Below are 22,650 nucleotides of genomic sequence, written 5' to 3' on the forward strand. Positions count from 1 at the left end.
CGATCGAAATTCTCATCCAATCTGGGGCAATGCAGGTCAGACTAGTAAATGTGCCCCAGATTCAATGAGAACGGACACCGGCGGCGCACCGGGCGGCCGGACGGGTAAACCACCGCCGTGTCGCACTCTTGCACGACAATGCGGATATGTACACCGATCGTGATTTTCAGGCCGTCGTCGACGATTTGCGCGCACAAGAGTCAAAGTCACACAGCCGTGGACTCCAAGCGCTGTTTGAGCTGGTCGGCCCCGAAGGGGCCACAACGTCTGTGCTTCGGGCCGCAACAGACCTGTGCTGTGCGGTAGTCCGAGGCGATGGGGCTTACCGAGTTTCAGACCATGTCCGCAGCGGTGCCGCGCAGGTGTTGGCATTGTTGTTGCGCAGACTAACCGATTACACGCGCGCGGATCTGCGGGGTGCTGACTTCAGCCAAGCCCAGCCGGTGGACTTCGACGGGTGTCACCTAGCCGGCGCGGACCTGACCGGAGCCAGGCTTGGCACGGCGAGTTTCGAGAAGGCAAAGCTGGTAGGAGCACGGCTAATAGGTGCTTCCGCATCCTTGGGGGCAGTCCTCGCGGGGGCGGACCTCACCGGAGCAGAACTCGATGGTTTCGACGCCCTGGGGGCAAACTTGGCGCACGTGACCGCGCCCGCCGCGCGAGCCTGCGGAATGCGCCTTTCCGAAGCCGAGGCCGGTAACTCGGTATGGCTCGGCGCAGTTCTCGTAGGAGCGGATTTCTACAAAACCGCGCTCGGTGGCGCTGATTTTCGGGGGGCGAATTTAACGAACGCGAAGCTGCGACAATGCCAGTTAAACGGGTCCCAAACGACCGACTTCCGCGGTGCGAACCTCACCGGAGCCGACATGGATGGCGCAACCCTTTACAACGTCGATTTTCGTGGTGCCAACCTGACGGGTGCCCGCCTTACTGACATTCTGATTGAGAAAACCCGTTGGGATGGTGCGGTTTTGACTGGATCGCACATCTCCATTCAGGGCGGTAGCTACCAACTCTGAGCCGCCAGGCAGGTGGTTTGTACGGAAAGCCCGGGCGACGATAGGGGCATCCCAAAACGCAGTTACCACTGTCCTTCGACCACCCGTGCCGCCCGGCAACTTTGAGGTCTCATTATCTGCTTGACTGCCTCCGCCTTCTCTCATAGCGGGCAGTGGTGATGACTGCAAGCGGTAAGCAGTTGGGAGAGAACCTAAGCGCGAGAGGGCCTCCCGCGCCGCCGCTCGGGATGGGCTCGATTGTCTTCAATTTGCCGCTGCAGCGATGGATTTCGTAGATAAGCGTGTTCGGCTGCACTCAAGATGACCGCTGGTTCCAACACGATCGTTCCATCGGCCTGCTCGGTCGCCAGATACTTGTCGTGGTGGCCTAGTTTGCCCAGACTGATTCGGCGCCGACTATCCACTTCAATCACCACGGGTTCCACATAGTCAATGATAACCCGCCTTGCCCCAGATGTTCAATTGGGGCTTAGGGGCAACGGGGTATTGGGGTAGGATCTGAATGTGCTGGAGATGGACCCGGAGCCTCACGACGAATTGGTGCGGCTCTACGACGCCCACCCCGCCTTAGCGGCGCGGATTGACGAATGGCTCGACCGCATCGAAGCCGATTCTGCTGCCGCGGCGGTCCGCCGGCGCCTCATCCGGCCCGGCCGGCTATGGGCGATCACCATCCCCGACCCCGACCGTGATTACCTGATCCTGTGGGACCTTGACGGCGCAACCCCGGTCATTCGCTATCTCGGCCCCGATGTGCTGACCTGACCTTCCACTTGAAACACCGCCCCGTGATGCTTCACCCGATCTCCGACTCGTCGATTATGCCGTCAAGCCGGTTCAGCGCATGGCAGATGACTGCGATGTAGTCCTCGATTTCATCGAAAATCTCTGCTCGATCTTCCCGAACATCGAAGTTCAGCGGGCCGACCGAGGGATGCCTGCTAGCGCTCGGAACGCAAACTATAGGAACCCCCGCACCAGACTTGGCCAGCGAGCTGGGTTGGCGTAGCAGGAATCTTTCAGCTCGAGGAGTAATCACGTAGGAGCGGCTAGCGCGGTGCACCGGCTCGTTGGTGTAGTCGAAAAGCTCTGCATCACGCGGCGGTTCCAGTAGCCAGCCATCAGTCTCCACTCCGCTGATTGTTTCTGCTTCCAGGTCGGTCTCGCACATGCCCCCGTCCAGCAGCTCCTGGCCGAGGTGTACGAAAGCTGTCGGGTGGGCGCGATTTCACGAGCGCGCATCTGAGAGATGAACTCGACGGTCATGATTCCAGCTCTATCGTCGATGTTCTCTGCGCACAGGGCGCGGTCGATGATGTCCCGGGCAGCTTCTTGGATGCAGTTGTGTAGAAACAGGGTCCACTCCGCGAGGCCCGGATTTTTGCTCACACTTGGCAGTGCAAGTTCAGGTTCCCGCGCGACGGCGGTCTGCGCGAGTTCCCTTGGCTGCGACAGGGGGTACATCGTTGCGGTTCGGGTTATGACGTATCCCGGCGCCGGCCCAAATGTGGTGGGGACATACCAGCCCTCGGCGGTGACGTCGTGCATCGGTTGAAGCCAGTCGCCACCATCAGTCGGGAAGGTACCGAAGATGTGTGGTTGCTCGGCGATGCCGGCCGAATCCATCGCGCTGATGAACTCGCTGATCAGCTCGTCGGTCCGGATATCGAGCGGATGGTCAAACGGTGCGCTCACGATGGGTGTCCTTTGCTCTGGAGTCGATGCCTGTTCCTGACGATAGGCGGTCCACCTCTTCTCAGCGTCCGCAGAAAACCGCCGGCCGCCCGTATAACCGCTGTCCAGATGCATAAACAGCCAGCGCCGTGCCGCGTCGGCAGGCGTTATGGGCAAATCGTCGCGGCTGCCCCGGTCGGGTAGGGCCGCCATCGTGGAATTCGCTACAGCCGAAAATCCGGTGGAATTTCGGTGAAAACGCGGTGTACTAGGCGCGCCCGTTTGCGACCCGCGCTTCTACCCAGGTACCGGGCGCGGGCAACTGACCTTCGATTTCGCGGCCCGTGAGCTCTGGGTCTGCGGTGAAAACGGGACTTAGGGGGTCAAGTCCCCCCGCCTCTGGCCGGTTAGCTACCTCAACGCTACAGCTCAGCGGCAATTTCAGTTCGTGACCCTTGAGCCCGGCCGCACGAAACTGCCGGTGCGTTTCAGGGTCTTCGCAGCTCAGCCGGCGAAGCCGGCAAAGGTAGGCACCCAGGACATTCCGCGCATTCCCAGGCTGGTACTCGCACTGGTTTGCCTACGTTCAGCAAACGGGGGTGCCCATATCGCGGTGGCTCCGATCAATTGACGGTTATCAGCAAAAGACTGCTTAGCTGGTTCGGCGTGTCGCGTATGACCGGCGATGCCGGCGCAGGTCTTCCCACCCTACCAACGCGCGCAGCTCCCGAGGTCGCCTGGACAAGACCAAGACACTTGGCGTATGGGCCTGGTCTCTCATCGACGGTCGTCAAGCGACTGCAACAGGCATGAATCACCCAGGGGCGGAGTGTAAATCGTGTGCTCGCAGCGCCGACAAGAGTGGGAACGGTGCATCCGTCCGCAGCGGCAGTGCGCTACTCCGACAAGCACCTGGTTGGGGCCGAGCTCCGCGGCGCATTCGGGGCATCGTGATGGGCGGGGTTCCTCCCATCCACGCCGGGTCTGCCGAAGTCCCATTTCCGCGATCGTAGCGTCGAAGTGAAGTTGAAGCGCCTGCGGCGCTACTGAACAGCTTGGACCGTCCCGGCCCAAGCCGATATTCGTCTGCCTTTCTGGCTTTTTCGATTGTTGCCCGGCGGTTCGCTGCGCGCCAAGGCCACGGCCTCCGCTTCGCTCCGGGCGCAAGGCTCGCGCAGTTACCCGACACGCGCGCTTCGCTCGCGGCGGCCAACTGCGCGCCCGGACCTTGCACTCCGCGCCCCTATACCGGGCCAAATCTCAATTGCCAGAAGGCAAAAAGAGCAGGCGGCCATGTGAACGCCTGCCGCACACAGAAAGGTTCAACCATGACCGACACAACCAACACCGACAGCAACGCCGCCGCCGTCGACCAGACCATCGGGACGCTGGAACACCTCGACCCGACGCTGCTCGACATCGGTGACAACGTCCGCGACGACGCAGGATTGAGCAAGGCGTTCATCGCTAACATCGCCGAAAACGGAGTCCTGGTGCCGATCACGGCTGTGCGTGACCCCGAGCGGACCGAGGTCATCCGGGTCCGCAACGGGCAGCGGCGCACCCTTGCCGCCCGCGAGGTCGGCTTGACCAGCGTTCCGGTCTACGTGCTGCCGTCCACCGCCTCCGATGCCAGCCAGGAGACCATCGACCGCATCGTGCACCAGATCGTGACGAACGATCAGAAGCGCGATCTCACCGACGCCCAGCGGGCACGCGGCATCCAGCAGATGATCGATGCAGGGCTGTCGGTGGCCAAAGTGGCCAAGCGGTTATCTGTCGGCAAGGACGCCGTAAAGGCTGCTCACACAGCAGCACGGTCGGCCACCGCCATGGACGCCCTGGCCAGCGGTCAACTCAGCCTGACCGAAGCCGCTGCGATCACCGAGTTCGAGGACATACCCGGCGCGGTGGACCGGCTAATGAGGTCGGCGGGGGGGACCTGGTTCGAGCACACGGTCGCCCAGCTCCGGCAAGAACGCGACACCGCCCAGGCCCGAGCCCACGCCGCCCAGCCTTTCGCCGATAAGGGGTTCACCATCCTCGAGCAGCGCCCGGAGTCGTGGGACCCGGCCTGTATACCGCTGCACCACCTGGTGACCGCCGAAGGTGACGAAGCCGACGACACCGCTGTCACCAACCCCGCCCACTGGGCCGTGTTTCTCGTCGACGACACCGCCCTGTGCGACGTGGAAACCGGCGAGGTCGTGGACGAACAGAGCGTGGACTGGGACACCGAGGATCAGCCAGACGCCACACCCGCCGAGGGGCTGCGCCACGCCAACACGGTCACCGACAAGGAGGTGTTCACCCCCGATTACTACTGCCTCGACTACCGTTCCGCAGCACTGACCCCGCAGAGCTGGTTCGCGCGGCAGGCCGGACTGGTGGACACCGACACCGGCGACGCGATCGACTTGGACGACGAGGCTCGCCAGGCCGCACGTCAGCAAGCCGCGCTTGACAAGGCCGAGACCGAGAAGCGGGAGCGCCGGAAAGTGTTAGCGCTCAACAAACTCGGGGATGCCGCTCTCGGTGTGCGGCGAGAGTTCGTCAAAAAGTTGTTGGCGCGTAAGACCCCACCTAAGGGTGCGGCCATGTTCGTCGCTGACTGCTTGGCTCGTGACAACGCGTTGCTCACCAACAACAACGCGCTGGACACCACCGCCGAACTGCTCGGTGTGGACAGCGGCCAAGCCGTGGCCAAGCTCGTGGCCGATCTGCCCGCCAATGGCGACGGGCGCGCCCAGGTGCTCACGCTGGCCCTGGTGCTCGGCGCTCTGGAATCGCGGACCCCCAAAGACGCCTGGCGCAATAACACAGGCTGGTGGGGCCACCACGTGGGCAGCAGCGAGTATCTGCGCTGGCTCGCCGACAACGATTACCCGCTGGCCCCCGTCGAGGAAGTTGTGACCAAGGCCAAGAGCGCCGATGACGTGTACGAGCAGTACTTGGCCGATGCGGTGAAGGAGTAACGCGTCTCTCGGGTGGGGTCAGGACGTCGGTTCTGGCCCCACCTTTCGCGGCTGTAGGTTCTCAAGCTGCGTGGCGGACGGCGATGCCCTGACATGCAGGTCTCTAGAATTCTCATGGAAATGGCGGACATATTGTTCTCATCTTCGTGGCGGATCCTAAAACCAGAGGGTTGTGTTGAATTTCAATGCGCGACCTGGCTTGGTTTCGTATCGCAACGGCCGCCGGGACAACGATTTCGCTAAATCGTGCCCGCCGAAGGATTCCAATTGTTAAGATGACACGTTGGGTGACACGAAAGTGTCGCTGTGACAGCGCTTTAGGACATTACGCGTCGTGTCGGTGTCAGCCGGGGCCTAACACACTGCGTATCAACGAGTTTGGCCCGAGGGGGGTAAATGACCCGGGCGCTTATCTCCGAGGCCGAGTCAGACTATCGGTAGTTTGCGCTGACTCCGACGCCCCTCGCTCCCAAATTCGTCCGCTCGGAAAATCATGACGGTCGATGTAGAGTGCCTCGCCCCCTGGGCCCACTACATAGCGAAGCCGATCTGGCGCAGCGACTCCTGCACCCACTGGCTCGCGACTCGCGCCGCGGCCTGACGGAGCCTCGCTCGGGAGCCCAGCGCGACTAATGAGATTCTCATATTGGTGGCGGATCCGCAGGAAAACGATTGGTGCAGCATCACCGTGGGCTCAGATGGGATCGAACTCAGCGATCAGCCACCGACCGTCGACTTTGTCGAGCGTGACTCGGACGCTGGAGGCGCTGTTGGTCGGCGAATCTTGGCCGATGGTGACGGTCTGGTTTACGAACAGCAAAACGACGGCATGGCTGCCGGTCGCCTCTATCGGCGCTGCGGCCGGCACCGTGGCCGACGCAGAGATGTGCTTCTGCTTGGCTCCCGGGATGACTACGTCGTGGGTCAGTGACGTGTAGGCGTTAAGGAACTTGCCGGTGAGTCTGCTCCGGGCGGCCTCGAGGTCCTTTTCCACGCTGTCGGCCCGATACGACAGCAGAGCGATGGTGCTTTCGGTGGCGGTACGCACGGATTCCGTGGCGGCCAACTGAGCGGTGCGCGCGGAGCCGCCCTGCCACTTCAGGAAGCCTGCGGCCACGGCCAGCGACAGCGCGAGGCCGGGCAGTAGTGCGTACACGATCGCCCGCGCCCAGCGGATGTGATGCTTCGCAGGTGTCGAACTTTGACGGTCGCCTGACTCGTCGACCTCGGTAGTCGCAACATCGGTGTCCGGCTTGTCCCCGGCGATCGCCGTCGGGCCCGGCGTGGCAGGCGCTTCCTCCGATGAGGCGACATTGGTGTGATCGTCCGCGCGGCGGAGCAACTTCGGAAACTTCATGGCACGAACTCGACGTTGGAGACTTTGACCTGACCGTCGGTCTTCTGCACGAAGATCCGCATTCGCCATGCTCGTGGCGCCTGATCAGACGCAGCGGCGTCTGACGTTTGCACAGTCATGGCCACCAGCACCTGGGCGGTGTCGGCCGTCTCCGACTCCAGCCCTGCCGAGCTGATGGTACCGACCGTGATGGCTTTGGCTTGCTTGACGACCTCGATAAACGGCTTCGACCGTTTGGCGAAATCGTCGTGTAACTGTCCTGTCGCCCCATCCAGGATGCGCTGTACATCGGTGTCAGCATGCCGCCAGTCGATCGTAGTTAGGTTCAGCGCGCCCTGCCTGGCCACTTGCAGAAATTGGTTTCGCTGGATCTGCGCCTGATGCGTCTGGTAGCTGCGAAATCCCAACCATCCAACCAACACAGACAAGGCAACGACGATAGTCAGACAGACGCGAATTGTCGGCCGCAGGTGGAACACCGATTCTGCGGAGCGTGGTGTAGATGCGTTCTCCGTGGGGTCTATATCAGACTCGATGGTGTCCCCATCCGCGTCGACGACGTCGCCGCCCGGGGACGCGTGGAAGTCAACCGCCTCACGCATACCGTGCTCCGTCCGTCGTCGTGGTTCTGCGCGTCATATTCGTCAGCTGCCCGGCGGCATCAGCATTGTTTGCCATGTCTTATCCTTGGGCGCGGTTTGGGCTAGATCGGATTGCGTGTATTGATGCCCGTCGGGCCCGATGTAGGTGCCGGTGGCCGGGTCGTACTGGGCGGCGGCGATCGGCGGCGGCGCCGAGGCGGGCGGGCCCGCAACCGCTGGCGGTGAGCCGGGTGGCAGCTGCGGGATGCCTTGGCCCGATAGGGTGGCGTTCGGGTCACCTTTCCAGTTGAAGCCGTCGTTAAGCGGCACATAATGTTCGTTGCTTTCACACATCTTGACCGTGGGTGCGCGTTTACCCGGAACCGTCTCGCAGGGCACATTGCGCACGCCGCGCACGGCCAAGGGCGAGTCCTGGGGGGCCCGGCAATACAGGTCACCTGCCGGGCGATCCGGGTAATCTACTTCGGGCACTCGGTGCTGCTGAGCCGGCAGGAAGCCGGTGGTACATAGTGGGGGCAGGTTCAGGTTCAGATTGAAGTCGAGATAATAGCCCCGGTAAGCCTGTTTGGTGCCCATATTGGGTACGTCGCCGCCGGCCTGAACCGCGGTCGCCTGGGGCAGCAGTACTAACAACTGCTCGATGTCGTTCCGGTAGGTGACGGCCACCTGACCGATGCTGACCAAGTTGGCGAGCATGATCGGTAGGGTGGGCCGCAGCCGGTCGAAAAGTTGACGTACTTCGTTGGCGGCCGGGCCGCCCTTTTCGAGTACACCGGCGACGGCTGCGTCATGGCCTTGCAGCTGGTCGGTGATGGTGGCGAGATGCTTTGACCATGCCAGGATCGAGGGCGAGGTGCCGGCCTGTGAGTCGAGCACCGGCTGTGATTGGTCGATCAAGGCGGTGAGAGAGTCCACGTTTTTCCTCGCGTCCGTGGCCAGGGCGGTGGATCCTTTGACGATGCGGGAAAGTTCCGGGCCGAGTCCACCGACGGCGGTGTAGCTCTCGTCGATCACCGTTTTCAGGTTGTCGCGCGGGATCGCCTCCAAGGCTCGGTTGGTCGCATTGAGCAGTGTGTTGATGTCCGGGGGCACCGACGTGTGGTTCTCCGGTATCACGTCACCGTCACGCAGTGGCCGGGAATTGCCGTTGCGCGGCAGCAGTGAAACGTATTGTTCGCCGACGGACGATTGGCTGTGGACTTGCGCGTCGAGATCGGAGGGGATGTCGAGCCCTGATTTGAGGAGGAGCACGGCGTCGACGCCGGTGGGGGTTATCCGTACGTCCTTGACCCGGCCGACGTAGGTGCCGCGGTAGGTGACGTTCGCCCTCTTATATAGACCCCCAGCTTGTGAGAGTTGGACGGTCACCTTGTACTGCCCAAGACCGGGTATCAAGTTCTCGACCTTGATGTAGCCGAAGACTGTCACCGCGGCGGCGATGCCCGACACCGCAGCAAAAATGCTCAGCTTTATCCAGATTTGAAGGCCCAAACGCATGTTACGGTCCTTGATCCAGGTGATAGGGAATGATGAGTGGGTTGCCCTTGGTGTACGGACTGGGCTGCTGTCCAATGGTGCGACCCCACTGCAATTCCAGTTCGGTCAAGTTCCCCTCAAATCGGGTGCCGGTAAATAGCGCCGAATCAATCCGGCTCAGCGTCAGGTCAACAATGAGTGTGAGGTTGGCATAGTCACCCCGGAGCCAGTTGGTGAGCGGCTCTTTAACCCATGGAAACACCGTAAAAAAGCTCAGCGAGCGGGTGAGGGAGGGACCCGCGTTAGCCAGCGATTCGAGTACCGGGCCGAGGTCCTTCAACTCCTGGACGAGCGCATCTTTGGTCTGATTGACGGAGTCGGCGGCCAGCGCGCTGAACTTGCCCAGCTGGTCGGCCGCGTCGGCCAGTTTTGCCCGCTCGTCTTTGAGCACCGCCAGCGCGTCGGGAAGGGTGCTTAGCAATCGGTCAACGACGGGTTTCTGTTCGGCGAACTGTCCCGCGAGGTTATTTACGCTGTCGGTGGCTTTGATGATGTCGTCGGTTTGCTCGTTGAGATGACCGATGAACTGGTCCAGTTGTTGGATCAGGTTCTTCAGATCCTTCTCACGTCCCGCAAACGCCGTGCTTAACGTCTTGGTGATGTCTTGAACCTGGCCCAGGCCCCCACCGTTGAGGACTAGCGACAATGCAGCCAGCGTCTGCTCGGTCGTCGGGTATTCGCCCGCGGCCGAGAGCGGAATTAGGGACCCGTTTCGCAGCCTGCCTTCGGCCGGGACATTGGTGGGCGCTGCGAGTTCGACCTCCAGCGAGCCGAGGAGGCTGGTCTGACCGATCTTGGCGGTGGCGTTGGCGGGGAGTTTGACGTTGCCGTCGAGCCGCATGGTGAGCAGTGCATGCCAGCCCTCACGTTCAACGTTAGTGACAGTGCCGACCGTCACGTCGCCTACCTGGACGCGGGAGTTCGGCTGGACATTGACGACGTCCGGCATTTGCGCCTTCACCTCGTAGGAGCCAGGGCCGCCGCCTGCAGTGCCGGGTAATAGGATGGAGTTCAGGCCTCGCCAGCCGCAGCCCGATAATAGGCTGCCGGCGAGCGCCACCAGCAGGCCTGCGGTGACGCCCACCCAGCGGGACCGTCTCATGATCCCCCTTCTGGGGGGACCATCATGCCGGAAAGCCCCTGGGCGGGGTTGGTGGTTGCCACCACCTCGGCGGGCGAGGGCGGGGCGGTGTGGGCCGGCGCTGGTTGCCCGGCCGGAGCCGCCGTGGTTTCCGGGGCATCCGGACTTGGCGGCACGTAGTCCGGACGCAAGCGGTCCTCGCTGTACGTAACCTCGTTCGGACGAGCGCTTTCGCCGACGAACAGGTTCTCCCCCAGCGGGGGAAAATTGTACTGACGGTTCTTCACGATCGGGGCCAAGTACTGCACGCATAGCTTCGCGGCCTGCTGACTATTCAGCCGCGACGCCGCCTGTACGGCTCCGCACAGAAAGGAGATTGGATCGGCGAAGTTGTTGACCGCCAGCGCACCGGTTATCGCCCCTTGCGTGGGCTGCCAAATGTTGGTGTAGTTCGCCAGTGCTGTCGGCAGGACGTGCAGGGTCTGCTTGATGTCGTCGAGGCTGTCGGTGACCGTCCCGGAAAGAGATGCCAGTTTGTCTGACGTAACGCCGATGGCCGCGCGGTTTTCTGCCACGAAACGCTGGACGTCGCCGGCGGCGGTATCGAGGTCCCTGATCGCCGCGGCTACTTCATCGGGATCATTAGCAAGCAATCCGGTCACAAATGCCAGGTTCCGATTCAGCTGGCTCATCGAATCCGAACTGCTTTGAAGGGCCGAGACGATTGTCGCCAAGCTCTTTACGGTGCCGAAAATGTCGCTGCTGTGGTCCCCGAGTACCGAGAAGGCTTGCGATAATTTGATCACCGTGTCGCGGATGTCGGTGCCCTGGCCGCGCAGGTTGTCCGCGGCTGTATTGATTAACGATCCCAGCGGAGCGACGCCGCCTGGTTGAGTCGGCTGCAGCGTCTGCGTGAGCTTGTCGAGCTGTGTGCGCAAGTCGTCCCATTCAACGGGGACGGCGGTGCGTTCCTCCGGAATCACCGCGTTGTTGCGCAGGGCCGGCCCCGCCGCGTAGGCAGGCGTGAGCTGAATAGCCCGCGAAGTAACCAGCGCCGGGGACACGATCACGGCCTTGACGTTCGCGGGCACCTTGTATTTGCGGTCGTACCAGAAAGTTATCTTCACCCGTTGGGGTTGCGGTTCGATTTTCGCTATTTTCCCTACCGGTACACCCAGGATCAGCACCTCGTCGCCGGCAAACACACCGTTGCTGTTAGCGAAGTACCCGATGATGTTCGTCCGGTCGATCTGATCAGACGCGCGCTGAACGGTCATAAGGCCGCCGATGAGCAACAGACTCAGGACGACGGCCAGGCCCGTCTTAGCCTTGCGCGGTGCCCTCACCGTCCTGCCTCCCCGGGCGGCCCGACGGGCACGGGCGATGGTCCGCCTGTTGGCCCTCCGCTGGACGGTCGCGGGACCGGCGCAGAAGGACGATCGGGCGCGGGCTCATAACCAGCCGGCGGGCCGGGCGGCGGCCCCCCAGGGGGAGGCTGGGGCAACGGCGGCCGGTAGGGGTAGCGAGGGTCGCCAGGTTTGCCCGTGATCGCATCGGGCAGCGTCAGTTTGGGATCCCCGCCCTGGCCGGTGCGCGGATACGGAACCGGCAGAGGAGGCGTCCCCGGCTGGCCCAGCGGCGGCTCGGTGCGCTGCGAAGGCAGCAAGACGCTGGGGTCCAGACCAAGATCGGAGAATGCGGCGTCGATGAATGGTTGCACGAACTGTCCCGGAAGCAGGTTGACCACATAGCCTTTGAAGAATGGGCCCGAGGCGACCGCCTCACCCAACGACATCACGTAGGCGTTAAGCATTCGAATCGACTTCTGCACCCGATCTTTGCGATTGTCGACAATCGTCAGCACGCCGTTGAGCTTGTCCAGCGCCGGGCGCAACTGGGCGTGGTTCTCCGCGATGAACTCAGACAGCTGCTTTGACAGTGCTGAGACGTTGTAGGAGATCGAATCCAGTGCGCTGCTCTGGTTCTTTAGCTCGATCAGCAAGGCGTTGGTGTTGGCGATCAAACTGGCTATCTGGGCGGCGCGGTCGGCCAGCACGCCCGTGACTTTGTTGGTGTTGGCCAGTAAGTTGCGCAGCTGCCCGTCCCGCATGTCGAGGGTTTGTGAGAGCCGGGCGACGCCCTGAACTGCTGCCTTGAGATCCGGCGGGGTGTCGGAGAATGTCTGCGCCAGCGTTGCCATCGAACCGGATAACTGATTGGTGTTCAAGCCGCTGATCGTGTCTGCCAAATCACCAAGCGCGTCAGGTAATTGATAGGCCGGCGTTGTCCGATTGAGGGGAATCGGTTCAGACAGCCGGCCGTCCCCGCGGGGGGTGACCTCAAAGACCTTGGTGCCCAGGACGCTTTTGGTCTTGACCGCTGCCTCGGTGCGGTCTCCAAGCCGGATGTTTTTCGCAACGGTGAATTTCACCAGCACCCGGGGTCCGTCAAGGTCGATGCGCGACACCTGACCCACCCGGGCACCGAAGACTTGTACGGCGGCCCCTGTCTTGAGGCCGCCGGCCTCGGCAAGGTAGGCCGCATACTGGCCGCCGCCGGAGAAGAACGGCAGCTTGTCGTACTCGGTTGCCGCCAGCACCGCCGCAGCCGTCACGGCGCAGCCGACGATACCAACGACGAAGGAGTTACGTTCGGCGAAGGATTTCATTTCGGCGTGCACCTTCCCGAAGACTGGCCAGCCAGCTTGATGTAGACGGGTTGGCCGCCTTTCCCGTTGACCTTGAGCAGCAGATCGCACAGATAGAAGGAGAAGTAGTCGCCATAGAGCCCCTGCCTGTCCAACGCCTGATAGGCGTCGGGGAGTGTGTTGAGGAGGTCGTCGAAATAATCGTGATCAGCGAGGACGATCCCGCTGACTCGGTCAGCCTGATGGATGGTGTTCTGCAGGGCCGGGCGAGCCTGTCGAAGCAGGTCGGCGATCGAACCAGATGCTGCGTTGATGTGGGCCACGCCGTTACTGATGTCTGATTTGCGGGCCGCGAGCCCCTTCATGAGCTCTTGCAACGAATCGACCGCCTTAGCGAACTGGTCGTGCTGATCGCCGAGGGAGGCCAGCACGGTGTTGAGATTGGCGATCACGTGCCCGATCAGCTCGTCGCGGTCGGCAAGGGTGCTCGTCAGCGTGGCAGTCTGCGCCAGAAATGAGCTGACAGTCGCGCCCTGACCCTGGAAAGTCGAGATCAACTGGCCGGTAAGCGCATTGACTTGTGCGGGGTCTAGCGCCTCGAACAACGGGTGGAAGCCCCCAATCAGCGCGTCGAGATCCAGCGCCGGGGCGGTCCTCGCCAGCGGGATAGTCTGCCCCGGTTTGAGTGGTTTGACGTCGCCGGCACCCTCCTCGAGAGCCAGGAACCGGTCGCCGACTAGATTGCTCCAACGGATCACCGCTTTGGTGCCCTGGGTCAGCACGACCGACTCGTCGGCGGAGAACTCGACCACTGCGAACGCGTTTTGCTCGATTGAAATGTTTTTGACCTTGCCGACCTCGACGCCGGCGATGCGCACGAAGTCGCCGCTTTTCAAGCCGGCCACGTTGGTGAACTCGGCATGATAGGTCTTGTCCTTCTGGAATCGCAGCTGCGCGAACACCGCGAAGAGCGCAAAGAGGCTTAGCAGACAGACCGTTGCGAAGATGGCGAGCCGCCAGACGGCGCTTCCCAGGTTGTCTCTCATGGATGTGTTCCCGACGTGTCGGACGGACTGTGTTGCGGCCCGGGTGGCGGTGGGTTGAGCGGTGTCCCGTCCGGTCCGTATTGCGCTGCACCGTACGGTGGAGCGCCGGAGTACGGGATCGGCCCCGGTGCCGGACCCGGGATGCACTCGCGAATGCTGGGCGGCTGCGGCACGGCGCGCGTCACCGGCAGGTAGTCCGCATAGCAGGGATGGCCGATGCCGGGGTTCGGCCGGATGTCGAGTCCGGTACCCCAACCAGTGTCTGTAATTAGTTGACGGACCGGATAGTTTTTGCTGGGGTCGGGCAGTGACCCGCAACTCGGCTTGCCGCCGGGTCCGCCTTTTGCGGCCACAATTGGCAGGTTTTGCGGGTACTTGTATGGGTCGTCGCCGAGCAGCAAGGCGGCATCCACAATCATCGAGTAACCATTGGAACCACCCAGCGCGTCCCGGCCACCGTTGTCTACATACCAGGTGGCGCCGAGAAGCATGCAGGTGTACTCGGGGTTGTATTTCATCAGTAGGTTTGTCGTTGGTTCAAGCAGGTTGATTCCACGGACGAAGTTGCTCTGGTTGGGCGCGATTAGATCGGTACCGGACTGCGACAGACCAATCGCATTCAGCAGCAAGGCGTCGAGTGCCGATGTATGGCTTGTGACGGTCGCGCTCGTGGTACTCACGGCCGCGAGCGTCCTCAGGATGTCTTGTCCGGCGGCGCTGTAGGCGTCGCTGAAACCGCTCAGCGATCGGAGGTCTTGCTGCACAGTGCCCATGCGCGGATTCAGCGCCAGCAGCACCTGATTGGCGTCGGTGATGGCCTGCCCGATGGTCTGGCCCTCACCGCGCAGACCGATTGCCCACGCGGTCAGAGTCGCGTTGAGCTTGGCGGGGTCGATTTGTTTGAGCACTAAGGCGAGGTTCTGGAAAACGGTGTTGACCTCGGTGCTGACATTGCGGGATCGCAGGAGCGCGCCTGCGGCTATGTGCTTGGTGCTGGGATTCTCGGGGTAGACCAGATCGACGTACTTGGAGCCAAACAACGTTGAGGCTTTGATCTGGGCTTCGATATTTGCCGGAATATTTCTGACCTGATCGGGGTCGATCTCTAACTGCAGACTGACTGGTTCGGTCCCGCCGGTTACCGAGGCGACGCGGCCTACTTGTACGCCACGTAGCATCACCTTGCCGCCGGGCTCCATGACAAGGCCGGAGCGATCAGAGGTCAATGTCAGCGGAACGAAGGAACGGAATGTCCCATTGAACAATGCGGTCGCTAAGGTGATCAGCGCAACGATGACTCCGCAAGAGATGGTCGCCCAGCGCCCCAGGTGAGCATCGTCTGCTGAAGACGAAGGTTTCATTGCGCTATCCCTTAACGATGTTGGGCATAATCAGGGCTATCCACCCGAGAAGTGGAAATTGCCGGTCTTGCCGTAAATGGCAAGCGAGGAGAATAAAATTACTAATACCGCGGAGACCATTGAGCTACGCACCGCTCTACCCACGGCTTCGCCCACCCCGGCGGGCCCACCGGAAGCGGTATAGCCGTAGTAGGTATGCACCAGCATCACCACGAGGCCCATCAGGACTGCCTGCAGAAGCGACCAGATGATGTCGGTGGGCTGTAGAAATGTCGAAAAATAGTGGTCGTAGACGCCCGTCGGTTGCCCGTACACGGAGGTTGTGGCGAACCGGGCAGCATAGAAGGACATCCAGAGCCCTATGCAATACAACGGGATCACTACTACCACGCCCGCAATTACCCGGGTGGAAACCAAATAAGCAATCGAGCGGATGCCCATCACCTCGAGGGCGTCGATTTCCTCGTTAATCCGCATTGCACCCAGTTGCGCGGTGGTGCCGGCCCCGATGGTGGCGGACAGGCCGATTACCGCGGTTAGCGGCGTGACGATACGGCCGTTAACGTAGGCGGAAACGAAACCAGTCAACGCCTCCACACCAATACCGCTCAATGAGCTGTAGCCCTGAATCGTGACGAGGGAGCCCCCCGATAGTGTCAGAAAGCCAACGATTCCCACGGTGCCGCCAATGACCGCCAGCGCGCCGGCGCCTAAGCCCATCTCGGCGATCATGCGCAAAGTCTCGTGCTTATAGGAGGACAAGGCGTCCCGGATCGCGCCCAGAGTTCTCGCGTAAAAACGCGCTTGCGCGCCGATGCGCCGCCAGCCCGCAACCCAGCCATCCAGTGTGTAGCTCAATCGCGGAAATAGCTGGCTGGCAATCGTGCGGCTACTCATGATGTCGCCTTCACGCCCACCGCGGTCACGACGACGTCGATGAAGAATAACGACATAAAGGAAAAGACCACCGTTTCGTTCACCGCATTACCGACGGCGGCCGCCCCCCTGCCCACCGAGATGCCCTTGTAGCACGCGATGAGACTGGCGGTCAGACCGAACAGCCCAGCCTTGACTAGCGCGATGACCAACTCCCGCGCGCCGGTGAGCAACGTCAATCCTGCGGCGAAGGACCCGGGCGTAACGTGCTGGACAAAGACGGAGAACTCGAACCCACCAACGAGGCCGGTTACGATTACCACGCCGGATAACAGCAACGAGACGAAGGTGGCCGCGAGCACGCGGGGCACTACCAACGATCCGATCGGGTTAATGCCGAGCACGCGCAGCGCGTCGAGTTCCTCACGAATAGTGCGTGCACCCAGGTCGGCGCACATCGCTGTTGCGCCGGCACCGGCAACCACCAGCACCGTGACAAGCGGGCCAATCTGCGTGACCGTGGCCAGTGCCGCGCCGCTGCCAGAAAAGTCTCCAGCACCGAACTCGATCAACAGAATATTTATTGTGAACACCGTGAGCACGGTGAAAGGAATTGACAACATCATCGTCGGCGCTATTGATACCCTGGCAACGAACCAGCTTTGCAAAAGGAATTCGCGCCCAGCAAACGGGCGCCGCGGTATCTGCAACAATGTGTCAAGCGCCAGGGCAAAAAAGTCTCCCACGGAGCGAACCGGTTTGGCGAAGGTATTCGGCGAGATCAACACCGGCCTCCGTTCACATCACACGCCATGGTGATACCTGTACCGATGGGCGGCCACAGCGGATCTCGTCCGTCCCCTCGCATTCCAATGACATCCACAAGGTTCAACTTGCCGTACTTGTCGTAGGCAGCCGGTGCTTGAAGATGACCGCAGGGCCCCCAAGGTGACTGTTCGGCAGCCGACTCATCCCCACCCGCAAACCGCCTACCAACCTGATTCCCACCGCCACGCTCAGAACATGGCGGTCTACCAAAGCCGAGAAGCTGAAATGTTTGGGGCCGACGGCACCGTCTTCATGCCGCCGATCGGCAGCCTCTGCAGTGAGCTTGGGACCACGAGAACCCTCCCCGATTCGTAGAGTCTGGTAGCAGAACTTTATTTTCATAACAAAACTTTGTCAAGCATCCATCAGGGGGTGGAGTGGTCCTAGATCAGTCTGGCGGTTCTGCGCCAGACTGGGGTTTTCGAGCAGGCCGTCACCGACCGGTTGTCTGCGTGAGGGGGCGACGGATTGGGGAGACGCTCGGATTTCGCCGACCCGATTCTGGAACTGCCTCCCAATCCGCGCGGTGGGGATTGTGCGGTGCTGGACGCCCAGGTAGATGTGCCGCACCGGCCCAATTCCAGTGGCGCGTTGGCGAAATCGCGGTTTCCCCGCACCGTACCGGCAACCCAAGCGGTGCTATCGAGGTACGCGGACTACCAGATCGAACGTATGGACATCCTCGGTGACGCCGACTGCGACATGGTGTTCGTCGCCCTCTACCACGAGAACCGCTGGGTGCGCCGATCACATATCGTGCACATAGCGGTGCTTTGCGCGGCTGGCCACCGACTGCGGCTTTGCGGTACGGGCGCATATGTCCCGCCATCATACGGCGGCCAGGAACTGGGTGCTCCGCGGTGAATCTCGGTGTGTACAACAGGTTTTGGCCAAGGCGCGTTGGACTCGACCGTAATTGACTGCATGCGCGGGGCCGAGGACAAGCGGCGAGCCATAGAGGCTGTAACTACCGGGGACGCCGCCGGGGCGAGCACTGTGCCGGTTCCCCGGTCGTCCGCGAGAGGCCGCGGATTGCGGCCCACCAGCCCCGCTTGGTGGCCTGCCCGAGCTGGTGGGCTTTGAGCTGCGCTTAGCACTGCAACGCCGCGATGAGGTTCGAACTCCGCTGGATCAGTTGCCGGTTCGGGCTCCTCCTCAGTCACCTCGACGGGGACCGCGCGGGCCGCCGAGCCGACCCTGAACGGTGTGTGAAACCATTGGCGCGCAAGATAACCTTGCTATCGCGCGCTTGTTCCGTCACTACACCGTTATCTGGAACGAGACTGGACCCATTCCACCGGCAGCAACGCTTATGCCGGCGACGTCGTGTGGCGGGTGCAGGTGCTGGTCCGCAGTCCAACGGCTAGCGCCGCCGGCCGGCCTTCGGCCTGATCGAGCTGCGCTGGCTGCGCGAGGTGCTCACGGCCTGGCCCGTGACACCCGCTTCAAATAATCGAGCTGCGATATAATCGTTTAAATGTTGGTCGGCAGCGGCAGCTGCTTCATTCCTGAAAGGCTTTTTCCTTGGCGTCCAGGGCAGGTACCGAGGCCCGTATCTTCGACGGTGCCCTGAAGGCGATTGCTCGGCAAGGCCCCAAGAAGCTAGCAATGAGCGATATCGCGCACGAAGCCGGCGTATCTACCGGGACGCTATACCGGTATTTCAAGAATAAGGACGAACTCCTTCGGTCGTTGGGCGACCATTTCGTCACGCGACTGCAGGCGGTCCTCGACGCCGCGATCGAGGCGAACCCGCGGCCAGCTGACCGCTTGCTGATCGTCATTGACGTCATGCTGCGATTTTGGTTGGAGAACCCTGCCACAATGCAGATCGGAGAACTTGAACCGGGATTCGTTGTGGACTATATCAAGCGGGTTGCGCCTCAGCTCTCCGGTGTTCTGAGCGATGCGTTGGAGCCTGCACTGGTCGACAGCCCTGCCGTACTCAATGGATCGGCCGAACTGAATGAGATTGCGGACTTAATCGTGCGGATGGCGTTTTCGCACTACTTCATGCCTTCGCGCGACTATCGGAGGTTCCGCGACATTCTCGTCGTGCTCGGTGAGTCAGGTGGACTCAAACCCAGAAAGTCGCGCTTCCGTTCACAGCGACGAGCCGTGGGCTGAGATCTCAACCTAATCTGGCGCCAACGACGTTGCGCAGTACGCCGACTCCTTCGACTTCCGCCTCAACCACGTCGCCCTCACCAAGGAATCGGCCGTCCTCGAACCCCACCCCGTCGGTCGTGCCAGTAAACACGATATCACCGGCGGTGAGCGGCATCCTTTCGATGATGTACTCAAGGCATTCGTCGATGCTGAAGATCATCTTGCCGGTGCGGTCATGCTGGCGCAGTTCACCATTGACGCGTAACGATATGGCGACATCAATCTGGCCTGACCCGCCGAACTCGTCCCTGGTGGTGATCCACGGCCCCACCGGCGTCGCCCCTCCGAGTGCCTTGATGGAAAACAGGTCCAGCCCACCACTCAGAGGCGTGGCCGCGTCACGGGCACTGACATCGTTGCCGACTGTGTAGCCGAGCACCGCGCTGGTTGGCTGCTCGCCGAGGTGACTCATCGACTTCGCCATCACCGCAACAAGTTCGACCTCGAAGTCCAGTTGCTCCGTGATCGAAGGATTCGCCAGGACGTCTCCGTGGCCGATGATCGCCACTTGGGGTTTGAGGAACCCCAAGGTGGTCTTCGGACGCTCGGTGACACCCAGCTTCTCCAGGTGCGACCAGTAGTTCATACCGACCCCGATGATCGTAGACGTAGGGGTGATTGGTGGTCGCCAGCGAACGTCGGTCATCGCTAACGGAGGACCGACCTTCTCGAAATGCGCCGCACCATCGGCAGCCGCCGAACCCCACTCCTCGATACCACCCCGAATCGGCTGCACGGTACCGGCATCGACGTCCACCAGACCCCAGACGTCGGCGCCCCCTCGATGAATCCTTGCGATTTTCAGCGTCCTATCCCTTCGGTCGCGGCGGCTGACGCCGCCTCGAGCCGTACCTTAACGCCCACACTCGACGAGATCGCGCGATCGAGGAAGCGCGGCCGGGCCTGATATATCAACCCGAAGTCGCGGCGGGTGAACTCGCCCGCCGCGGTGATGACCGGCTGGTGCGAACCACCAGAGGTGGAGCGCTGCAGCCGGATCCGCATCGGTACTTCCCGCGTGACACCCAGCAATTCCAGATCTCCATGTAGCAGGAATTCACCGGGAGGTTCGGCGAGATCCAGCCGCTGGGACCGGTAGGTCGCCGTGGGCCGGCTGGATACGTCGAGTAGGTGCGCCGACCGGATCGCCTCGTCCCGGCCCTTGCTTCCGGTGTTGACCGAGCCGAGGTCGATCGTCGCGTCAACCGCCGAATCGAGCGGATCTTCGGCCATGACGATCCGGCCTGACACGCTGAGCGTCCCACGCACGGTGTGCACCCCGAGGTGGCCGACCGAGAAGGTGAGACCGGACCGCGCTGGATCGATTGCCCAAATGCCAGGCAAATAACCGGGCATCTCGTCTGTTGCAGAAGACAATTCACACCTTTGACGTCAGAGTGCCGGCCATGCAGGTAGACACTCAGCCAACATCTCGATAGGTAGTCAGCTTTACTGAGGACCGGATACGGGTAACGGACTACAAATAGACGGCCAGGTTCTGCACCCCCAGCGTGGCCTGCTCGAAATAGACCGTCCGCGCTGCGAGCTTCCACTCGTCACCCGTCCGGATGGTGTCGACCCGGCGGGCCGGCAGGAACTCCAGTGCCGGCTCGTCATAGCGCGACCGGATGAGCACGATGGAGCTGAAGACCTCGTATTCGCCTGCCTTTTCGGTCTCGTATGACCGCACCTTGTGCACGATCCGCTGCGTCCGGGACAGCGGATTCTCCGACCAGGCGCTGTCGGTCTGGGTCAATCGCATCAGCTTCAACATCAGGGTCATGATGTTCTCGTTGAAGTGGTACATCTCCGCCTCGAACACCCCCTTGGTCCGGTGATCGCGGGTGGTCCGCACCGGTGCCCGGTAGATGATGTCGGGCGCGAGCAGCGCCAGCCAGCCGGTCAGGTCGTCCTCGTCGAGAAGGGTCGACTCGTCTTCCAGCCACGCGACGATCTCAAGGTGCCGCGGGTCGGTGACCTTGATCCGCTTGCCCTTAGGCGTCGGGTAGTCGACGGTCCCCATTGTTGCCCGTGCGGCGGGCACCACCCGTTCTCGAGTTGCTTCCGTGGTCACCACGCTCTCCCTTCCATGAACTCGCTGTAGCGCAGCCAGAAATTCCACTGCGTGTCATCCTTCGGGAACCCGGCATAGACCTGCGCCGGACCCGGCCAATCACTGGGCTTGTTTTCGCCGGTGATCGCCTGGTAACGCAGCTTCTGCTGGGCTCCAAGCGCACCCTTGGAGGCATAAGTCTGCATGGGCCACGTGTCGGTGTCGTCGGCCTCGACGAAACCGCTGATACCAAAGGTGGCCGCCGTCATCAGGTTCACGGTGTCGCGGAGCTCCTCAGGCGCGTCGCGTTCGACCAAACTCCAATGGAACAGCTCGAAGTGTTCCGGTCCCCTGGGTACCCAGACCCGCCAGCTGAGGAAGGCCGACGGGGTGCCGTCGGGGAATTGGAACGGCATGCAAAGCGCAGCCGTATTCGGCCACAGCTGACCGACCTGCGGGGTGTACCCCGCAAGGATCTTCAGTTGCCCATCGTCGAATCGATCTGGCAGCCCCTTTACCATCTCCGGTGACATCCCCGGCGGGGGAACCAGGTGCAGCCGCTCCAGCGGCGACATGTCCGCAAGATTTTTGCCCTTGAGGGCATTGACGTAGTGCTCGTTGGTCAGATCGAAGCACCGCACGAAATGGCCTTTGTGGCTGGCGCTGACGCCGGCCATTGCCGGCTCCTGTGACTCGCCCTCGGTGGAGAGCAGTTGCAGTTCCTGCATCGAACGGTGCAGCGACAGCGTGTGGAAGATGTCTCCGGCGAACTGCTCGGCGGCGCTCTTCCAGTTCGCCTTGATGATGAACCGCTGCGGGTGGCCGAGCACCGTCATACCACCGGGCGTGCGGTCGAACATCAGGTCCCAGTACCAGGTCATCGGGCCGAGGTACTCGCGCAGGGTCGGGGCGTTCTCGTCGAAGGTGACGAAGATCATGCCGCAGTAGGTCTCTGCCCGACCCTTGGTCAGACCAAGCTCAGACTTGGGCCGCAACAGCCCGTGCATGTCCTCCCGAGCGATGGGTGCGCCGACGAAGCTGCCGTCGGACTTGTAAACCCAACCGTGGTAGGCACATTGGAATGTCTTGGCGTTGCCGGCCTCGAACCGGCACACCTTGGCAGCCCGGTGTGCGCACACGTTGAGCGCCACCGTGAAGGTGTTATCCGCCGCCCGGCTGACGATCACCTGATCTTCGCCGACATACCGAAGTACGTAGTCGTCGACATTTGGGACTTCGTCCTCGTGCGCCACGACCGTCCACGCCTTGGCAAACAGCTGTTTCAGCTCCAGTTGGTAAAGCTCGGGGTCGGTCAGAACCCGAAGCGATACCTCCCGGAAGTCTTTGTCGATCAGCTCCGACAGCGGGGTCCCGTCCGAAAGAACAGGTCCGGTCGGAGCGTGTTTCACCTCATCTATAGTCATTT

The 22,650-nt window shown here is 62.0% G+C and carries 20 protein-coding genes; 5 read left to right on the plus strand and 15 right to left on the minus strand.

Going from position 1 to position 22,650, the window contains the following annotated elements:
• The first annotated feature begins 146 nt into the window (after positions 1–146).
• The gene (locus tag AWC17_RS13350; protein ID WP_082147492.1) at positions 147–1,019 is read left to right on the plus strand and encodes a pentapeptide repeat-containing protein; all 873 of its coding nucleotides are present in this window, start codon (positions 147–149) and stop codon (positions 1,017–1,019) included.
• A 504-nt stretch (positions 1,020–1,523) separates the two neighbouring features.
• Complete coding sequence (locus tag AWC17_RS13355; RefSeq protein WP_047322050.1) at positions 1,524–1,784, plus strand: hypothetical protein; 261 nt, start codon at positions 1,524–1,526, stop codon at positions 1,782–1,784.
• A gap of 270 nt (positions 1,785–2,054) precedes the next feature.
• Here the strand turns inward: AWC17_RS13355 and AWC17_RS13360 are convergent, their stop codons facing one another.
• Positions 2,055–2,906 (minus strand): hypothetical protein, encoded by an 852-nt coding sequence (locus AWC17_RS13360; protein WP_047322051.1) that lies wholly within the window; start codon positions 2,904–2,906, stop codon positions 2,055–2,057.
• A 1,115-nt stretch (positions 2,907–4,021) separates the two neighbouring features.
• On the opposite strand from AWC17_RS13360, the gene AWC17_RS13365 reads away from it, so the two are divergent.
• Positions 4,022–5,668 carry a ParB/RepB/Spo0J family partition protein gene (locus AWC17_RS13365; RefSeq protein ID WP_047322052.1) on the plus strand — a complete coding sequence of 549 codons (1,647 nt, stop codon included), beginning with the start codon at positions 4,022–4,024 and terminating at the stop codon, positions 5,666–5,668.
• 694 nt (positions 5,669–6,362) lie between these two features.
• Here the strand turns inward: AWC17_RS13365 and AWC17_RS13370 are convergent.
• Genes AWC17_RS13370 through AWC17_RS13415 form a run of 10 tightly spaced genes read right to left on the minus strand, consistent with a single transcriptional unit; the run spans position 6,363 to position 16,962 of the window.
• Complete coding sequence (locus AWC17_RS13370; RefSeq protein WP_009953961.1) at positions 6,363–7,025, minus strand: hypothetical protein; 663 nt, start codon at positions 7,023–7,025, stop codon at positions 6,363–6,365.
• Complete coding sequence (locus tag AWC17_RS13375; RefSeq protein WP_009953960.1) at positions 7,022–7,627, minus strand: hypothetical protein; 606 nt, start codon at positions 7,625–7,627, stop codon at positions 7,022–7,024. Before AWC17_RS13375 ends, AWC17_RS13370 begins: the two co-directional genes overlap by 4 nt.
• Before the next feature lie 42 nt (positions 7,628–7,669).
• On the minus strand, positions 7,670–9,124 hold the full coding sequence (locus AWC17_RS13380) for an MCE family protein (protein ID WP_026071521.1): 1,455 nt from the start codon (positions 9,122–9,124) through the stop codon (positions 7,670–7,672).
• Position 9,125: 1 nt separating this feature from the next.
• Positions 9,126–10,265: an MCE family protein gene (locus AWC17_RS13385; protein ID WP_009953958.1), complete on the minus strand. Its 1,140-nt coding sequence runs from the start codon at positions 10,263–10,265 to the stop codon at positions 9,126–9,128.
• Positions 10,262–11,590: an MCE family protein gene (locus AWC17_RS13390; protein WP_225323279.1), complete on the minus strand. Its 1,329-nt coding sequence runs from the start codon at positions 11,588–11,590 to the stop codon at positions 10,262–10,264. The genes AWC17_RS13385 and AWC17_RS13390 overlap by 4 nt, the downstream gene beginning before the upstream one ends.
• Positions 11,587–12,912: an MCE family protein gene (locus AWC17_RS13395; protein ID WP_014379567.1), complete on the minus strand. Its 1,326-nt coding sequence runs from the start codon at positions 12,910–12,912 to the stop codon at positions 11,587–11,589. The genes AWC17_RS13390 and AWC17_RS13395 overlap by 4 nt, the downstream gene beginning before the upstream one ends.
• Positions 12,909–13,937: a virulence factor Mce family protein gene (locus AWC17_RS13400; protein WP_009953955.1), complete on the minus strand. Its 1,029-nt coding sequence runs from the start codon at positions 13,935–13,937 to the stop codon at positions 12,909–12,911. Before AWC17_RS13400 ends, AWC17_RS13395 begins: the two co-directional genes overlap by 4 nt.
• Complete coding sequence (locus tag AWC17_RS13405) at positions 13,934–15,298, minus strand: MCE family protein (protein ID WP_080552511.1); 1,365 nt, start codon at positions 15,296–15,298, stop codon at positions 13,934–13,936. The genes AWC17_RS13400 and AWC17_RS13405 overlap by 4 nt, the downstream gene beginning before the upstream one ends.
• 36 nt (positions 15,299–15,334) lie before the next feature.
• On the minus strand, positions 15,335–16,195 hold the full coding sequence (locus AWC17_RS13410) for an ABC transporter permease (protein WP_009953952.1): 861 nt from the start codon (positions 16,193–16,195) through the stop codon (positions 15,335–15,337).
• Entirely contained in the window at positions 16,192–16,962 is a 771-nt protein-coding gene (locus tag AWC17_RS13415; RefSeq protein WP_009953951.1) for an MlaE family ABC transporter permease, read from the minus strand. Before AWC17_RS13415 ends, AWC17_RS13410 begins: the two co-directional genes overlap by 4 nt.
• Positions 16,963–17,470: 508 nt before the next feature.
• Here AWC17_RS13415 and AWC17_RS13420 point away from each other — a divergent pair.
• Both AWC17_RS13420 and AWC17_RS13425 read left to right on the plus strand, forming a co-directional pair.
• On the plus strand, positions 17,471–17,866 hold the full coding sequence (locus tag AWC17_RS13420; protein ID WP_231614137.1) for an integrase: 396 nt from the start codon (positions 17,471–17,473) through the stop codon (positions 17,864–17,866).
• Between the two features lie 660 nt (positions 17,867–18,526).
• Positions 18,527–19,129: a TetR/AcrR family transcriptional regulator gene (locus AWC17_RS13425; protein WP_225323278.1), complete on the plus strand. Its 603-nt coding sequence runs from the start codon at positions 18,527–18,529 to the stop codon at positions 19,127–19,129.
• Between the two features lie 4 nt (positions 19,130–19,133).
• On the opposite strand, the gene AWC17_RS13430 is transcribed toward AWC17_RS13425, so the two are convergent.
• From AWC17_RS13430 to AWC17_RS13445, 4 genes are all read right to left on the minus strand, one after another.
• On the minus strand, positions 19,134–19,928 hold the full coding sequence (locus AWC17_RS13430) for a fumarylacetoacetate hydrolase family protein (protein WP_014379563.1): 795 nt from the start codon (positions 19,926–19,928) through the stop codon (positions 19,134–19,136).
• Positions 19,929–19,972: 44 nt separating this feature from the next.
• A complete protein-coding gene (locus tag AWC17_RS13435; protein ID WP_029384520.1) occupies positions 19,973–20,548 on the minus strand; it encodes a YceI family protein in 576 nt (191 codons plus the stop codon).
• 100 nt (positions 20,549–20,648) lie between these two features.
• The gene (locus AWC17_RS13440; RefSeq protein WP_225323277.1) at positions 20,649–21,245 is read right to left on the minus strand and encodes an aromatic-ring-hydroxylating dioxygenase subunit beta; all 597 of its coding nucleotides are present in this window, start codon (positions 21,243–21,245) and stop codon (positions 20,649–20,651) included.
• On the minus strand, positions 21,242–22,648 hold the full coding sequence (locus AWC17_RS13445; RefSeq protein WP_225323276.1) for an aromatic ring-hydroxylating oxygenase subunit alpha: 1,407 nt from the start codon (positions 22,646–22,648) through the stop codon (positions 21,242–21,244). The genes AWC17_RS13440 and AWC17_RS13445 overlap by 4 nt, the downstream gene beginning before the upstream one ends.
• Positions 22,649–22,650: the final 2 nt, after the last annotated feature.

This window comes from Mycobacterium nebraskense (assembly GCF_002102255.1).
Taxonomy (GTDB): Bacteria; Actinomycetota; Actinomycetes; order Mycobacteriales; family Mycobacteriaceae; genus Mycobacterium; species Mycobacterium nebraskense.

Coding starts and splice junctions, on each gene's coding strand:
- AWC17_RS13400 (WP_009953955.1), bottom strand. CDS start 13,937: ATGAGAGACAACCTGGGAAGCGCCGTCTGGCGGCTCGCCATCTTCGCA.
- AWC17_RS13365 (WP_047322052.1), top strand. CDS start 4,022: ATGACCGACACAACCAACACCGACAGCAACGCCGCCGCCGTCGACCAG.
- AWC17_RS13375 (WP_009953960.1), bottom strand. CDS start 7,627: ATGCGTGAGGCGGTTGACTTCCACGCGTCCCCGGGCGGCGACGTCGTC.
- AWC17_RS13385 (WP_009953958.1), bottom strand. CDS start 10,265: ATGAGACGGTCCCGCTGGGTGGGCGTCACCGCAGGCCTGCTGGTGGCG.
- AWC17_RS13405 (WP_080552511.1), bottom strand. CDS start 15,298: ATGAAACCTTCGTCTTCAGCAGACGATGCTCACCTGGGGCGCTGGGCG.
- AWC17_RS13350 (WP_082147492.1), top strand. CDS start 147: ATGTACACCGATCGTGATTTTCAGGCCGTCGTCGACGATTTGCGCGCA.
- AWC17_RS13395 (WP_014379567.1), bottom strand. CDS start 12,912: ATGAAATCCTTCGCCGAACGTAACTCCTTCGTCGTTGGTATCGTCGGC.
- AWC17_RS13380 (WP_026071521.1), bottom strand. CDS start 9,124: ATGCGTTTGGGCCTTCAAATCTGGATAAAGCTGAGCATTTTTGCTGCG.
- AWC17_RS13445 (WP_225323276.1), bottom strand. CDS start 22,648: ATGACTATAGATGAGGTGAAACACGCTCCGACCGGACCTGTTCTTTCG.
- AWC17_RS13370 (WP_009953961.1), bottom strand. CDS start 7,025: ATGAAGTTTCCGAAGTTGCTCCGCCGCGCGGACGATCACACCAATGTC.
- AWC17_RS13410 (WP_009953952.1), bottom strand. CDS start 16,195: ATGAGTAGCCGCACGATTGCCAGCCAGCTATTTCCGCGATTGAGCTAC.
- AWC17_RS13360 (WP_047322051.1), bottom strand. CDS start 2,906: ATGGCGGCCCTACCCGACCGGGGCAGCCGCGACGATTTGCCCATAACG.